The organism is Candidatus Accumulibacter sp. ACC003 (assembly GCF_907163085.1).
GTDB lineage: Bacteria > Pseudomonadota > Gammaproteobacteria > Burkholderiales > Rhodocyclaceae > Accumulibacter.
The window spans coordinates 300,289-314,638 of sequence record NZ_CAJQTX010000007.1; the positions used below are offsets into that span (position 1 = coordinate 300,289).

Consider the following 14,350-nt stretch of genomic DNA (forward strand, 5'->3'; position numbering starts at 1 on the left):
GGCCGGCGACTATCCTGTCTGGCGGCGGCGCCGATCTCGGCAAAAGCATGGCCGGCGACGACAGCGGTGGTTCGACGGGTCAAACGCGAGATCCTGCCGACGCTTCGTCGATCGCGGACGAGCCGCTACGCTACAGCAAAGACTCGTGCGGTGCCAGACCTGAGCTTGCGTCACGGGCGATTATCAAGGTCACTGGGCAGGTGGGCCGTGCGCCGCCAGCAGGACTGGCGATCGCCGCGTGCCGGCAACTGCCAAGGAGCCGCCGAGCTTGACAAGCGAATGCTTGGGCCGAGAAGATGCGTCCGACCTGTCGGCGATCGTATCCGGGGCGGCAGGGGCGCGCCGGCTGCCAGGTGCCACGCCGCCGACGCTTCCGTCAATGAAGTCTTCTGGAATGGTGACCTGAAGTGAGCGCCTTTCGTCTTGCTTTCCGATTCGCGCAGGTCGCCTTGCGCTTTCTGTCCTTCAGCGTAGTGCTGCTGGTCAGCAGCATGCGCGTTGACGCGGCGGCTGGCACAGATTCGCTCGACCTCGCGGCTCGCAGTCCCCTCTACGAGGGCGACGGGGGCGCATCGTGTTCGCATTTTCTGGCGGATGTCCTGCCCTGGGAGCGTCGCGGCGGTGATTGGCGCGACGCCCGCGGCAAACTTCACGGCGAGCAGCCGTTTGCCGAGGCGGCGCCTGGTACCAGTTCTACCAGCTGGGATGTGACGGGATTGGTTCGCCAGTGGGCCGAGAAAGGGGTTAGCAGAGGCGCCTTCTTCCTGCGCCCGGTCTCGGGTTCGGGTTATGTGAAGTTCAGCAGCCGTGAAGGGAAGAGCCAAAGCGATTGGCCAGTCCTCATTCTTGAAATGGATAACGGTCGTCGGCAAGTCCTCAAGCCAACGGCCGATACCCAATTGGACTGCTCGACCCGCCGCTCGTTGGGAACGCTCGACGCGCTGCAGGTGTCGGGGTCGGTGGTCTCGCTGGTGCAGTTTCAGCTTCCTGCCGACCTTTCGGCGCGTCGTCTTCAGAGTGCCCAGCTGGTCTTGTCTAGCCTGCTTGCGCCGCGCGGCAAGGACCTGCGCATCGGCATCTTTGAAGTCGCCGTGCCAGCCTTTCCAGCGTCACCCGAGCGCCGCGGTCTGGCTGCTGACTATCCGGCCGACGAGGGAATCGCGACCAATTCAGACGTCGTCTTTGCCGCGGGATTCGAGGAGTGGCTGCGCTGGGTTTGGCCTTGGGAAAAGAATCCGGTGGGTGAGTTCGACGTGGTCAGTGCCGATTGGGACCGCCGGTTCGAGCCACTTGTCGGTAAGGCACTGCGCGTCAAGATCAAAAAGGGGGCCCACTACGGCGCCAACCTGCGCGTCTTGCTCAAGGACCACGGCGGAGAGGTTGACGAGCTGTTCTTTCGCTATTACCTGCGCCTTGGCGACGATTGGGATCCGACCGTCGACGGCGGCAAATTACCCGGCCTGGCGGGTACCTACGGCAAGGCTGGCTGGGGAGGCAGGCGTTCGGACGGAACCAACGGCTGGGCCTTGCGCGGCGGTTTCTTTCGCGCTTTCCCGGCGGATCATCCGCTGCACGGGCTGACCCAACTGAGTACCTACGCTTACCATGCTGACATGGAGAGCGCCTATGGCGACCCCTGGAGCTGGCCGGGCGCTCTGTTGCAGCGTAATCGCTGGTACTCGATAGAGCAGCAGGTGCGCTTGAACACCCCGGGTTTGGCCGACGGCGTGTTGCGTGTCTGGCTCGACGGGCGTCTGTTGATGGAGCGCCAGAATCTCAGATTGCGTACCATCGACGCGCTGCACATCGAGACGGTCTGGCTGGACGTCTACCATGGCGGCACCGCTCAATCGCCGTACGACCAGCATCTCTACATCGATAACGTCGTCGTTGCACGCCGCTATATCGGTCCAATGGCGGGCAGGCCCGGCGGCAACGCCGGCAAGTGAGATTGTCAGCTGCCGTAGCGCAAGGGCCGGGCTGTGGACACGTCGGCGTGCCCTTGGTGCCGATGGCGCCAGGCGAGCACGATCAGCGCGATTACGGTGAGTAGAGCAGCAGCCCGACGATCACCGCGTTCATCGCCGGCAGTAAGGATGGCCAGACCAAGGAGCCGTTCATCCCGGGTTCCGCGATTCAATCTGAATAGATAGCGGGAATGCCCCGCCAAGCCTTGATCTTGGGTAGAGTGATGTTACTGAGACAGTCACCTATTTGGAGAGCAAAGGAGGCGGGGCGATGGGAACTCTGGCACAAACGGTGCTTCCGTTCAAGGTTGAAGCGACGGACGAACTGCTGACGGCGAATGCCGGGCTGGTGCTGTTCGGCGAATTTGTGCGCGGCTTGGGATTGAATCGGTGGCTGGGTACGGAGATGCCCAAGCCCGGCAGTCGGCGCGGCTATCAAGCCAGTGCCTATGTCACCCCGCTGGTGCTCATGCTGACCGGTGGTGGTCGTTCGTTGGAAGACCTGCGGACGCTGAAGAACGACGCCGCCCTGGGCCATCTCCTCAAGCAGGATGCGCTGCCCAGCACCGACGCCGTAGGCGACTGGCTGCGCCGCACCGGTGCCGGCGACGGACTTGCCGGGCTGGATCGCATCAACCGACGCGTCGTGGCGACGCGGCTTCGGCAGAGTGGTCTCATCGCCCATACGCTGGATGGTGACGCTTCGCAGATCGTCGCCGAAAAGGAAGCGGCGCAGCACACGTACAAGGGAGAGCAAGGCTACATGCCGATGATCGGGCATCTGGCTGAAGCCGGTATCGTGATCTTCGACGAGTTTCGGGAAGGCAATATCGCCCCGGCGACAGAGAACTTCGAATTCATTCAGGCGTGCGAAGCACGCCTGCCCAAAGGGCATCGCATTGCCCATGTCCGCCTGGACTCGGCCGGCTATCAGGCCGACATCGTCAACTACTGCGAAGACACCGGCAAGACCTTCGCCATCGGTGGACGGCTGGATGGGGCGACCCAACAGGCCATTGCCGGAATCCCCGAAGCCGCCTGGAAAACCTACGCGGACTGTGCCGTGGCCGAAACGCTGCACAGCATGAACGAGACCAGGAAAGCGTTCCGCTTGATCGTCGTCAAATATCGACGGCAGGCCGAGCTGTTCGACGACGCACCGAAATACCACGTCATTGTCAGCAATCGGGTCGAATCGACCGCAGACACCTTGATCTGGTATCGCCAGCGCGGCGAAACTTCCGAGAACGGGATCAAGGAACTGAAGATCGGCTTCGGCATGGAGCGCATGCCCTGCGGACAGTTTGCCGCCAACGCCGCCTTTTTCCGCATCGGCGTCATCGCCCACAACCTGTTCGTCCTGTTCAAGCAGGCCGCCCTGGACACCGCCTGGCAACGCCACAAAGTCGCTACCGTTCGCTGGCGTCTGTTTCATCTGCCGGGCAAGGTCGTGCGCCATGCCGGGGCATGGGTGTTGAAGGTCGCCGGCGACACCGTCGACTTATTCCACAGCATTCGCACCCGTAGCTTCGCGCAGGCCATGGCAAGTCCTCCATAGCAAGCGCCCGTTCTCTCTCGACACGCCGGAAAAAACTCCCCCGCGCCGCGATGCGCGAGGATCGGTTCGCCCAGAATTCGCGTCAGCAATGCCATTGGGATCCTTTCGTCCCGCTTTTGACTGCTCAGCGACCTTCAGCACGCTCTGGCGCAGGCTAACTCGCGCCTTGAGGTGCTCCAGCGTAGGGCAGAGCCCCGGCATCAGGTCGGCAAGAATTCCAATCGCGGAATTTGGGGTTCATTCACGCTAGCTGTTGCGCCGGGGGGGTGTGCTAGAATCCAGCGCTCGCGGCCGTGGTAGCCGGTTCCCGCCCGGCGTCGGATTGGCGCGCGTCACACACCTGCAAGCCAGAGCCGGGCTCTGGCTTTTCCATTGGTCCTTTCCGGTGGCTTTCTAAATTTTCACGCTGGGGTTTCGCTATGCCGGTGGTCACACTGCCTGACGGTTCGACAAGGGAGTTCGCAAAAGCGGTTACGGTTGCCGAAGTCGCGCAAAGCATCGGCGCGGGTCTGGCGCGTGCGGCGCTGGCCGGCAAGGTCGACGGCCGGCTGGTCGATACGTCCTTCTCGATCAGCGGCGACGTACAGTTGGGGATCGTCACCGAGAAGGATGCGGACGGCCTCGAAGTGATCCGGCACTCGACCGCACACCTGCTGGCGTACGCGGTCAAGGAACTCTTTCCAACGGCGCAGGTGACGATTGGCCCGGTGATCGACAACGGCTTTTACTACGATTTCGCGTATCAGCGTCCGTTCACCAACGACGATCTGGCAGCGATCGAAAAGCGCATGGGCGAATTGGCGCGGCGCGATATTGCCGTGCACCGCGAGGTTTGGCAGCGCGATGCCGCAGTCGCTTTCTTCGAGTCGATCGGCGAGCACTACAAGGCCGAACTGATCGGCGCGATCCCGCAGAATCAGGAGGTCTCGCTCTATCGCCAGGGCGACTTCGTCGATCTCTGCCGTGGCCCGCACGTCCCGTCGACGGCTAAGTTGAAGGTCTTCAAGCTGATGAAGCTGGCCGGCGCCTACTGGCGCGGCGACCATCGCAACGAGCAGTTGCAGCGCATCTACGGTACTGCCTGGGCGCGCAAGGAAGATCAGGAAGCCTACCTGCACATGCTCGCGGAGGCCGAGAAGCGCGATCACCGCAAGCTCGGTCGGCAACTGGATCTCTTCCATCTGCAGGAAGAGTCGCCGGGGATGGTCTTCTGGCACCCGAAGGGATGGGTCATCTGGCAGGAAGTCGAGCAGTACATGCGGCGCCTGCTCGACCGTAACGGCTATAGCGAGGTGAAGACGCCGATGATCATGGATCGCTCCTTGTGGGAGCGTTCGGGTCACTGGGAGAACTACGCCGAGCACATGTTTACGACAGCGTCGGAAAACCGCGATTACGCGATCAAGCCGATGAACTGCCCCGGGCACATCCAGATCTTCAATCAGGGCTTGCGCAGCTATCGCGATCTGCCTTTGCGGCTTGCCGAGTTTGGCTCTTGCCATCGCAACGAACCGTCCGGAGCGCTGCACGGCATCATGCGCGTCCGTGCTTTTGTCCAGGATGACGCTCACATCTTTTGTACGGAAGCGCAGGTTTTGTCGGAGACCACGGCTTTCATCGATCTCTTACAGGAGGTCTATGCCGATTTCGGCTTTGACGACATTCTCGTCAAGCTGTCGACGCGGCCCGACAAGCGTATTGGTTCGGACGAGGTCTGGGACCGGGCCGAAGTCGCTCTCGCCGAGGGCCTTGCTGCCAAAGGTCTGAGCTACGATCTGCAGCCTGGAGAGGGCGCATTCTACGGACCGAAGATCGAGTTCTCGCTGCGTGACTGCCTGGGCCGGGTCTGGCAATGCGGTACCCTGCAGCTTGATTTTGCCTTGCCGGAGCGCCTTGACGCGCACTATGCCGGCGAGGACAACGAGCGGCACATTCCGGTGATGTTGCACCGGGCGATCCTCGGCTCGCTGGAGCGTTTCATCGGTATCCTCATCGAGCATTATGCTGGCGCCATGCCGCTGTGGCTGTCGCCGACGCAGGCCGTAGTGCTCAATATTTCCGAGAAGCAAGGCGCGTACGCCGCCCAAGTGGCGGCAAGCCTGCGCCATGCCGGACTGCGAGTCGAAGCAGATTTGCGCAACGAAAAAATTACCTATAAAATACGAGAACATAGCTTGAACAAGCTGCCCTATCAGATCGTCGTTGGCGACAAGGAAGTGGCAGCAAACCTGGTGGCCGTGCGCACACGCGGTGGTGGGGATCTCGGACAAATGTCGATCGAGGCTCTAACCGGGCGACTTCTTGACGAAGTTGCCGCGCGACGTGGCACGGTCTAACTTTTGTCAAGACAAGGAGCTGAACCATCGCACTGCAAAAGGCGCAACGCGTTAACGGAGAAATCAACGCACTGGAAGTCCGTCTCGTCGGGGAAGAGGGCGAGGCGTTGGGGGTCATGAGTGCCAGGGAGGCGTTGTCGCTGGCCGAGGAGGCGGGGCTCGATCTGGTCGAGATCGCCCCAATGGCGCGCCCGCCAGTTTGCCGAATCGTCGATTTCGGCAAGTTCAAGTACCAGGAGCAGAAGCGTCAGCACGAGCAGCGGCAGAAGCAGAAGCAGGTACAGGTCAAGGAAGTCAAGTTGCGTCCGGGTACCGACGAGAACGACTACCAGATCAAACTGCGCAACATGACGCGTTTCCTCGAAGAAGACGACAAGGTCAAAGTTACTTTGCGATTTCGTGGGCGCGAAATGGCGCACCAGGATATCGGCATGCGTCAGATCGAGCGCATCAGAGCTGACCTGATGGAAGTCGCGGTGGTCGAGCAGATGCCCAAGATGGAAGGCCGTCAAATGATCATGGTGCTGACCCCGAACAAGAAGAAGCTGCAGTAGTAGAGTAGAAGGCGCAGTGATCGTGGGTTCAAACATTCAACTCGTATTTGAATGAGCAAGTCCTTGCAGTAAAAACAAGTGGTGTCGGGTTCGAAGTGCTCCCGTTGGGAGACACCTGCCAGCATGTTTATAAATGGAGCATAAAAATGCCCAAAATGAAGACCAAAAGCGGCGCGAAAAAGCGCTTCACGGTCAGCGCCAGCGGACGTATCAAGCGCGCGAATGCGTTCAAGCGGCACATTCTCACCAAGAAAGACACCAAGACGAAACGCCAGTTGCGCGGGACGACCGAAGTGCATGCTGCTGACAAGGCCATGGTTCGTTCCATGCTGCCTTACGCTTGAGGAGATAAAAGATGCCCAGAGTCAAACGTGGTGTAACGGCGCACGCGCGTCACAAGAAAATTCTCGCCCTCGCCAAGGGTTATCGCGGCCGCCGCAAGAACGTCTATCGCGTCGCCAAGCAGGCGGTGATGAAGGCCGGTCAATACGCTTACCGTGACCGCCGTCAGCGCAAGCGCCAATTCCGCAGTCTGTGGATTGCCCGTATCAACGCGGCGGCCAGGGAACTCGGCATGAAGTACAGCACCTTCATGAATGGCCTCAAGAAAGCGCAGATCGAAGTCGATCGCAAAGTCCTGGCTGATCTGGCGGTTTTCGATAAGCCGGCCTTCGCTGCTCTGGCTGGACAGGCCAAGGCTCAACTCGACGCCTGAAGCAGATGAGCGTCAAGAAAGGAGGCGTCAGCCTCCTTTTTTTCGGTGAACCATGCACAACTTCGATCACATAGTCCAAGCGGCGTCGGTCGCCTTTGCGGCGACTGACGACCCCGACGTCCTCGAGCAGATCAAGGCCAGTTACCTCGGCAAGAGCGGTCAGGTCACGGAATTACTCAAGGGCCTGGGTAAACTGCCGGCCGACGAGCGCAAGGCCGCCGGGGCGGCGATCAATCGGGTCAAAGGCGCCGTCGAATCGGTGCTCAACGCGCGTCGTGAGGCGATTCGCCGGATGGCGTTGGACGCCAGGCTGGCCGAGGAGGCGTTGGATGTCACCCTGCCGGGTCGTGGCCAGTCAGCTGGCGGCCTGCATCCGGTGACGCGGACGCTGGAACGTATCGAGGCCTTGTTCCGCTCGATTGGTTTCGACGTCGCCGATGGTCCCGAAATCGAGGCTGACTTCCAGAACTTCACGGCGCTGAACACGCCCGAAGATCATCCCGCACGTTCGATGCACGATACCTTCTATCTGCAGGACGAGGCCGGCGGGGTCGCGCCAGGCGTGCTGCTGCGCACCCATACCAGCCCGATCCAGGTCCGTTACATGCAGGCGCACCTGGCGCGGCATGCCGGCGCGGAAAACATGCCCGAGATTCGCGTGATCGCGCCGGGGCGCGTCTATCGCGTCGATTCCGACGCCACGCACTCGCCGATGTTCCATCAGGTCGAGGGCTTGTGGGTTGGTCAGAGCGTCAGCTTTGCCGACCTGAAAGGTGTCATTGCCGACTTCCTGCGTCGGTTTTTCGAGAGCGACGACTTGCAGGTGCGCTTCCGTCCGTCGTTTTTTCCCTTCACCGAACCATCGGCCGAGATCGACATGGCTTTCATGAGCGGCGCGCTGCAGGGCCGCTGGCTGGAGATCGCCGGTTGTGGCATGGTTCATCCGAACGTCTTGCGGCACGTCGGCATCGATCCCGAGAAGTATCTCGGTTTTGCTTTTGGCATGGGGCCGGATCGCTTGACGATGCTGCGCTATGGCATCAATGACCTGCGCCTGTTCTACGACGGCGACCTGCGTTTCCTGCGACAGTTCGCCTGAGCGCGCCTGACGATGCGTCTGACAATGATTCCACCTGATATGTTGTACTCATGAAATTCTCTGAATCCTGGCTCCGCACTTTCGTTGATCCCGCTTGCGCGGGCGATGAGTTCTCGCACTTGTTGACCATGGCTGGTCTCGAGGTAGAGGAAGAGGCGACCGTTGCCCCCCCCTTCAACAAGGTCGTCGTCGCGCAGGTGCTGGAGGTCGGCGTGCATCCGGACGCCGATCGCCTCAAGGTCTGCCGGGTCGACGTCGGTTCGGGCGAGCCTCTGCAGATCGTCTGCGGTGCGCCGAATGCCGCGCCCGGCATCAAGGTTCCGTGTGCCTTGCCCGGCGCCGAACTGCCCGGCGGCCTGCAAATCAAGATCGCCAAGGTGCGCGGCATCGAGTCTTCGGGGATGTTGTGCTCGGCCAAGGAACTCGGCACGGCGGACGATGCAGCGGGCTTGCTGGTGTTGGCCGCCGACGCGCCGGTGGGCGTCGATATCCGTCGCCATCTTGACCTCGACGATCGCCTGCTGACCCTCAAGCTGACGCCAAATCGGGCCGACTGCCTGTCGCTGGAAGGCGTTGCTCGCGAGGTCGCCGCGCTGACCGGAACGCCGGCGCGTCTTGTCCAGGTCGCGACCGTGGCAGCGACGATCGACAGTCAGCGCGAAGTCGTTCTGGATGCTCCAGAAGCGTGTCCGCGCTACTGCGGGCGGGTGATTGTCGGCGTCGACGCCCGCGCGGCGACGCCAACGTGGATGAGTCGCCGCCTCGAACGTAGCGGTATCCGTCCGATTTCAGCGCTGGTAGACATCACCAACTACGTGATGCTCGAAGTTGGCCAGCCCCTGCACGCTTTCGACAATAGCCGGTTGCAGGGCGCCATTCATGCGCGCATGGCGCAGGCCGGCGAAAAGATCACCCTGCTCAACGAGCAGACCCTGGAGTTGCAGCCGGATGTACTGCTGATCAGCGATGAGCGCGGCCCGGTGGCAATGGCCGGGATCATGGGCGGTGAAGAAAGCGGCATCAGCCTGGCGACCACCGAGGTGTTCCTCGAGTCCGCCTTCTTTGCGCCGAAGGCGATTGCCGGGCGCGCGCGTCGCTACAGCTTTGTCTCTGACGCCTCGCATCGCTTCGAGCGTGGCGTCGACTTTGGCGGTAGCCGCCGCGCTCTCGAACGCGCTTCGCGCCTGATGCTCGACATCTGTGGCGGCCAGGCCGGGCCGGTGAGCGAAGGTCTGGCCGAATTGCCCGCGCGATGCTCGGTTCGTCTGCGTCCAGCGCGGGTCGCCAAAGTTCTTGGCCTGACGTTCAGCAGTGAGCGTATCGGCGACTTGCTGGCGCGCCTCGACCTGTCGTTTGTCAAGGATCAGGACGATTTCATCGTCACCCCGCCAAGCTATCGTTTTGACCTCGAAATCGAGGAAGATCTGATCGAAGAGGTGGCGCGGCTGCATGGCTACGAGAACATTCCGTCGCCGACGCCGGTGGGCCTGTTGTCGATGCTGCCGCAGACCGAGCAATCGCGGTCGCGGGCGCGCATTCGGCAGCTTCTCGCCGACACCGGCTATCAGGAGGTGGTGAACTTCGCTTTCGTCGAAGAGGCGTGGGAACGCGATTTTGCCGACAACGGCGCGCTGATTCGTCTGGCCAATCCGATTGCCAGTCAGTTGAGCGTGATGCGTTCGACGCTGATTGGTGGTCTGCTCGCCAACGTCGCCACCAACCTCAAACGTCGGCAGAGTCGGGCGCGCTTTTTCGAGACCGGGCGTTGCTTCGGCCGCGACCCGCAAGGCGCTCCGGTTGCCGGCTTTCGGCAACCCTGGAAGCTGGCCGCCCTGGCTTACGGGACGGCTTTGCCCGAGCAGTGGGGAGTTGCGGCGCGCAAGGTCGATTTCTTTGACCTCAAGGGCGACCTGGAACAACTCCTCGCGCCGCGCCAGGCAAGCTTCGAGAAGACTCATCATCCGGCCCTGCATCCCGGGCGAAGTGCGCGCGTTCTGGTCGATGGCCAGGCGATTGGCTTCCTTGGCGAGTTGCATCCACAGTGGCAGCAGAAATATGATTTGCCGCTGGCGCCGGTGCTTTTCGAACTCGAACTTGATGCCGTTGTCCTGGCGACGCTGCCACGCTACGGTGAAGTCTCCAGGCAACCACCTGTCATTCGGGATATGGCCATTGTCGTCGATCAGGCGCTTGAGTTGCAGCAGCTGATCGCTGCGATGACCGTCAATCGCCCGAAAATAGTTCGAGAAATCAGTCTGTTCGACGTCTATGTCGGGCGCGGTGTCGACGCCGGCAAGAAAAGCCTTGCCTTCCGCATAATGATGCAAGATACTCAAAAAACATTGCAGGAAGCCGAAGTCGATGCCGCCATGCAACAGTTGCTGGCTTATCTGCAAGAGGCGTTCGCGGCGCAGCTTCGCGTCTGAGAGGGGGGGGAATGACGCTTACCAAAGCAGAGCTCGCGGACTTGCTGTTCGAGAAAGTTGGCCTCAACAAGCGCGAGGCCAAGGATATGGTCGAGGCTTTTTTCGAGGAAATCCGGAATGCGCTGGAGCGTGGCGACGGCGTCAAGTTGTCGGGATTCGGCAATTTTCAGCTGCGCGACAAGCCGCAGCGGCCCGGCCGAAATCCCAAGACCGGCGAAGAAATTCCGATCACGGCAAGACGAGTGGTTACTTTTCATGCCAGCCAGAAACTGAAGGCCGAAGTGGAGCACGCTTATGATGGAAGCCAGTCCTAGAGACAACGGCGATGAGCCATTGCCGGCAATTCCGGCCAAGCGCTACTTCACGATTGGCGAGGTCAGCGAGCTGTGTGGCGTGAAGCCGCACGTCCTGCGCTATTGGGAGCAGGAGTTTGCGCAGCTCAAGCCGGTCAAGCGCCGAGGCAATCGCCGTTATTATCAGCATCACGAAGTTCTTCTGGTACGTCGGATCCGTGAGCTTCTTTATAGTCAGGGTTTTACGATCAGTGGCGCGCGCAATCGTCTTGGCGACGCCGAGCCTGAGCCCGCGCTTACTCCCCGCGCGTCGGCGCTGACTGACGAAGTGCTGCGCGTCGAGCTGTTGAGCATCGCAGAAATGCTGCGCGTTTGAGCGTTGGCCGCGGGATTTCGGTTATAATTCGCGGGTTGTCGGGGCGTGGCGCAGCCTGGTAGCGCACTTGCATGGGGTGCAAGGGGTCCCGAGTTCGAATCCCGGCGCCCCGACCAACAAAAACAAGTAGTTAAGAAGAACCGAAGAACCGGCCATGGGCCGGTTTTTTGTTTTCAGGAGCGGCGGCGCGAGGCCTTGGCTGAGCGCAAAAGCCCGCCTTGTTCCCTTTCGCCCGGGCCACCTGCAGACAGCCGTTGATGTCGGGATTCGACGTTTTCAGGGCGATCGGTCGCTGCCCGTCAGGGTGCGCCGCTTGGCCCATGTCGCCAGATCCCCCAGGCTGGCTCGGCCAGCTGCTGGCCGCGTGGCCGCCAGCGGCTGGCGGCGGTTCGCGTTCGCACATTGCTTATAATCCCGCTATCGTGTGGCGCCGAATAAGCGTTTGCCTCGGTGTTCGGCGCCGGCCCACGCCAAGGAGATATCTGTCAAATGCCATATCCAGGTGCTGGTCTTTTCGCCCGTCTTGCGTGTCGCGACAACAGTTACTTGCTTCGACTGTGCGCGTGCGGTTGCGCTTTGAAGACGATCGATAGCCCGGCAGCATCCGGTATCTTATTTTCCGGCAATCGCCCAAGAACAGCCGGTCGTGCCTCGGATAGCACTCGCCAGACCGGCCCAGGAACCTCCCCCCGATGAACGATGAATTGCTTTGTTGGACGAACGACGCCGACTCGCCGAGCACGCTTTCAAGCGCGCTACCGCCGTGGAAGTTGCTGGTTGTCGACGACGATCCGGAGGTGCACAGCGTTACGCGGCTGGTCTTGCACGACCGCCAGGTTCTTGGCCGGCCACTGCACTTGTTGCACGCCTACAGCGGTACGCAAGCGCGTACGCTGCTGGCGGCGAACCCCGACATCGCCGTTGCGCTCCTTGACGTGGTCATGGAGACGGCGCAGGCCGGACTCGAACTCGTCGGCTACATACGTGACCACCTGCGACTGGTCGAATGCCGGCTGATCCTGCGCACCGGTGAGCCGGGCTACGCGCCCGAGTTGATGGTCATTGAGAAATATGACATCAACGACTATCGCAGCAAAGGCGAACTCACGCACACCCGTCTGATCACCGTGGTCAGCACGGCGCTGCGCTCGTACCAGCAACTACATGCCATTGCCGAGCAGCGGCGCGGCCTGGAGTTGATCGTGCACGCGGCCGCCGAGTTGATCGAGGAACACCACATCGTCAGTCTGGCCAATAGCGTTCTCAAGCAACTGGCGGCCCTGCTGAAGTTGCCGGTCGATGGCCTGGTCTGCAGCCGGTGGGAGGCGCCCGGCCGTGCCGCCGCCGAGTGGCAGGTGGTTGGTGCCGCCGGCCGCCATGCCGGCTGTGCTGCGCTGGCGTTGAGCGGCGTCCCGGAGAGGCGCGTCGCGAAGGCTGTGCTGGCCGCTGTGACACGCCGACAGCACGTCTTTGGCGATTGCGCAGTCTTGTACCTGCGCGCGTCGGTCGACCACGAGGTGGCGATTTTTCTGGAATCCGGAGCGGCGCTGGCGGCGCTCGATCGTGCGCTGCTCGACGTCTTCCTGGGCAGCATCGCGGCCTGCTTTCGGAACGTTCATCTGCTTGAGCGTCTGGTACGCGCGCAGACGGAAATCGAAGAGCAGCGTTCCTTTCTGCGAACGGTCATCGACGCCGATCCGCATTTCATTTTTGTCATTGACCGGCAGGGTCGGATCAGCTTGGCCAACCGCAGTCTTGCGGCGAGTCTTCATCGGACCGTCGAGGAGATGGTCGGGCACTGCGCCGCCGACTTTCTTGCCGATGCTGAAGCGGTGCGTACGCTGGCTGGCGACGACCAGGCGATCCTTGACGGGCAGCAGGAGTGGCTAGAGCGTGAACTGCGACTGGTTGATCCGAGCGGCGAGAGCCGCTGGTTCCACGTCATCAAGGCGCCGATCACCATCGCCACGGGGCAGATCGAGCAACTGGTCGGAGTCAGCATCGAGATTACCGAGCGCAAGCGTGCCGAATTGGCGCTGTTCGAAGCCAAGGAGCGGGCGCAGGTCACCCTGCATTCGATCGGTGACGCGGTTATCACGACTGATGCGCGGGCGCGCGTCGATTATCTGAACCCGGTCGCCGAGGCGCTGACTGGCTGGAACGAGGCTGACGCCAAGGGCCAGCGTGTCGAAGACGTCTTTCGGATCGTCAACCAGCAGACTCGCGAAACCGTCCCGGATCCCGTGCAGCGCTGCCTCCGGGAGCGGCGCGTGGTGAGCATGCCGAATCGCTCCGTACTGCTCGGGCGCAACGGCAGCGAATACGAAGTCGACGATTCGGCGGCGCCGATAGGTGGGCGAGATGGCCAGACCCTGGGCGCCGTGCTGGTCTTCCACGACGTCACCCAGACGCGCCAGCTGACGCGCCAGTTGGCGCATGACGCCACCCACGATGCGCTGACCGGCCTGATCAATCGACCCGAGTTCGAGCGGCGACTGGAACGAGCGGTCGGCAGCGCCCAGCAGCACGGTGCGCGGCACATTCTGTGCTACCTCGACCTGGATCAGTTCAAGGTCGTGAACGACAGTGCCGGGCATGCCGCCGGCGATGAACTGCTCAAGCAAATCATCACCATTCTGGCCGGCATGGTCCGCGATCGCGATACCCTGGCGCGAATCGGCGGCGACGAATTTGCCCTGCTGCAGGAGAATTGTCCGCTGGAGCGCGCGCAGCTCATCGCGCAGGAGATGGTACGGAATATTCGACAGCACCGTTTCATTTGGGAAGGCAAGAGCTATCAGATCGGCGTCAGTATTCGCCTGGTCGCAATCACCGCGGAAACCTGCAACACCGCGCAGCTCCTGGCCCGCGCCGACGCCGCCTGCTACATGGCCAAGGAACTGGGTCGCAACCGGGTTCACGTCTATTAGCACGACGATCCCGAGACGCTTCGGCGCCACAGCGAAACCCTCGGCGCGGTCGGCAAACGCTTCCGAGCGGTTCGTTACGAGGCTCTGCTGCGAGTC

General features: G+C 61.8%; 11 protein-coding genes and 1 tRNA gene. All 12 read left to right on the plus strand.

Annotation, left to right across the window (positions count from 1 at the left end):
* Positions 1-407: 407 nt before the first annotated feature.
* The 12 genes from QZ656_RS16740 to QZ656_RS16795 all read left to right on the plus strand — a co-directional run bounded on the left by QZ656_RS16740 (position 408) and on the right by QZ656_RS16795 (position 14,254).
* Positions 408-1,949 carry a polysaccharide lyase gene (locus tag QZ656_RS16740; protein ID WP_291994459.1) on the plus strand — a complete coding sequence of 514 codons (1,542 nt, stop codon included), beginning with the start codon at positions 408-410 and terminating at the stop codon, positions 1,947-1,949.
* 289 nt (positions 1,950-2,238) lie between these two features.
* Complete coding sequence (locus tag QZ656_RS16745) at positions 2,239-3,525, plus strand: IS1380 family transposase (protein ID WP_291992695.1); 1,287 nt, start codon at positions 2,239-2,241, stop codon at positions 3,523-3,525.
* A 419-nt stretch (positions 3,526-3,944) separates the two neighbouring features.
* Positions 3,945-5,861 (plus strand): threonine--tRNA ligase, encoded by a 1,917-nt coding sequence (gene thrS, locus QZ656_RS16750; RefSeq protein ID WP_291994460.1) that lies wholly within the window; start codon positions 3,945-3,947, stop codon positions 5,859-5,861.
* Between the two features lie 32 nt (positions 5,862-5,893).
* The gene (gene infC, locus QZ656_RS16755; RefSeq protein ID WP_366522189.1) at positions 5,894-6,415 is read left to right on the plus strand and encodes a translation initiation factor IF-3; all 522 of its coding nucleotides are present in this window, start codon (positions 5,894-5,896) and stop codon (positions 6,413-6,415) included.
* A 146-nt stretch (positions 6,416-6,561) separates the two neighbouring features.
* A complete protein-coding gene (gene rpmI / locus QZ656_RS16760; protein WP_291994461.1) occupies positions 6,562-6,759 on the plus strand; it encodes a 50S ribosomal protein L35 in 198 nt (65 codons plus the stop codon).
* An 11-nt stretch (positions 6,760-6,770) separates the two neighbouring features.
* Positions 6,771-7,130, plus strand: coding sequence for a 50S ribosomal protein L20 (gene rplT, locus QZ656_RS16765; protein ID WP_291994462.1), 360 nt, complete (start codon positions 6,771-6,773; stop codon positions 7,128-7,130).
* Between the two features lie 52 nt (positions 7,131-7,182).
* Positions 7,183-8,229 (plus strand): phenylalanine--tRNA ligase subunit alpha, encoded by a 1,047-nt coding sequence (pheS, locus tag QZ656_RS16770; protein ID WP_291994463.1) that lies wholly within the window; start codon positions 7,183-7,185, stop codon positions 8,227-8,229.
* 50 nt (positions 8,230-8,279) lie between these two features.
* Positions 8,280-10,655: a phenylalanine--tRNA ligase subunit beta gene (gene pheT / locus QZ656_RS16775; protein ID WP_291994464.1), complete on the plus strand. Its 2,376-nt coding sequence runs from the start codon at positions 8,280-8,282 to the stop codon at positions 10,653-10,655.
* An 11-nt stretch (positions 10,656-10,666) separates the two neighbouring features.
* Positions 10,667-10,969: an integration host factor subunit alpha gene (locus tag QZ656_RS16780; protein ID WP_034915708.1), complete on the plus strand. Its 303-nt coding sequence runs from the start codon at positions 10,667-10,669 to the stop codon at positions 10,967-10,969.
* Positions 10,953-11,324 (plus strand): MerR family transcriptional regulator, encoded by a 372-nt coding sequence (locus QZ656_RS16785; protein WP_291994465.1) that lies wholly within the window; start codon positions 10,953-10,955, stop codon positions 11,322-11,324. The genes QZ656_RS16780 and QZ656_RS16785 overlap by 17 nt, the downstream gene beginning before the upstream one ends.
* Positions 11,325-11,363: 39 nt before the next feature.
* Positions 11,364-11,440 (plus strand) — tRNA-Pro (locus tag QZ656_RS16790).
* Positions 11,441-12,016: 576 nt separating this feature from the next.
* Positions 12,017-14,254, plus strand: a complete 2,238-nt coding sequence (locus QZ656_RS16795) for a DUF3369 domain-containing protein (protein WP_291994466.1) — start codon at positions 12,017-12,019, stop codon at positions 14,252-14,254.
* Positions 14,255-14,350 lie beyond the last annotated feature (96 nt).

Bases quoted from the DNA above. Each gene is read 5' to 3' on its own strand.
- QZ656_RS16745 (WP_291992695.1), top strand. From the start codon at position 2,239: ATGGGAACTCTGGCACAAACGGTGCTTCCGTTCAAGGTTGAAGCGACG.
- thrS (WP_291994460.1), top strand. From the start codon at position 3,945: ATGCCGGTGGTCACACTGCCTGACGGTTCGACAAGGGAGTTCGCAAAA.
- rpmI (WP_291994461.1), top strand. From the start codon at position 6,562: ATGCCCAAAATGAAGACCAAAAGCGGCGCGAAAAAGCGCTTCACGGTC.
- rplT (WP_291994462.1), top strand. From the start codon at position 6,771: ATGCCCAGAGTCAAACGTGGTGTAACGGCGCACGCGCGTCACAAGAAA.
- pheS (WP_291994463.1), top strand. From the start codon at position 7,183: ATGCACAACTTCGATCACATAGTCCAAGCGGCGTCGGTCGCCTTTGCG.
- pheT (WP_291994464.1), top strand. From the start codon at position 8,280: ATGAAATTCTCTGAATCCTGGCTCCGCACTTTCGTTGATCCCGCTTGC.
- QZ656_RS16780 (WP_034915708.1), top strand. From the start codon at position 10,667: ATGACGCTTACCAAAGCAGAGCTCGCGGACTTGCTGTTCGAGAAAGTT.
- QZ656_RS16785 (WP_291994465.1), top strand. From the start codon at position 10,953: ATGGAAGCCAGTCCTAGAGACAACGGCGATGAGCCATTGCCGGCAATT.
- QZ656_RS16795 (WP_291994466.1), top strand. From the start codon at position 12,017: ATGAACGATGAATTGCTTTGTTGGACGAACGACGCCGACTCGCCGAGC.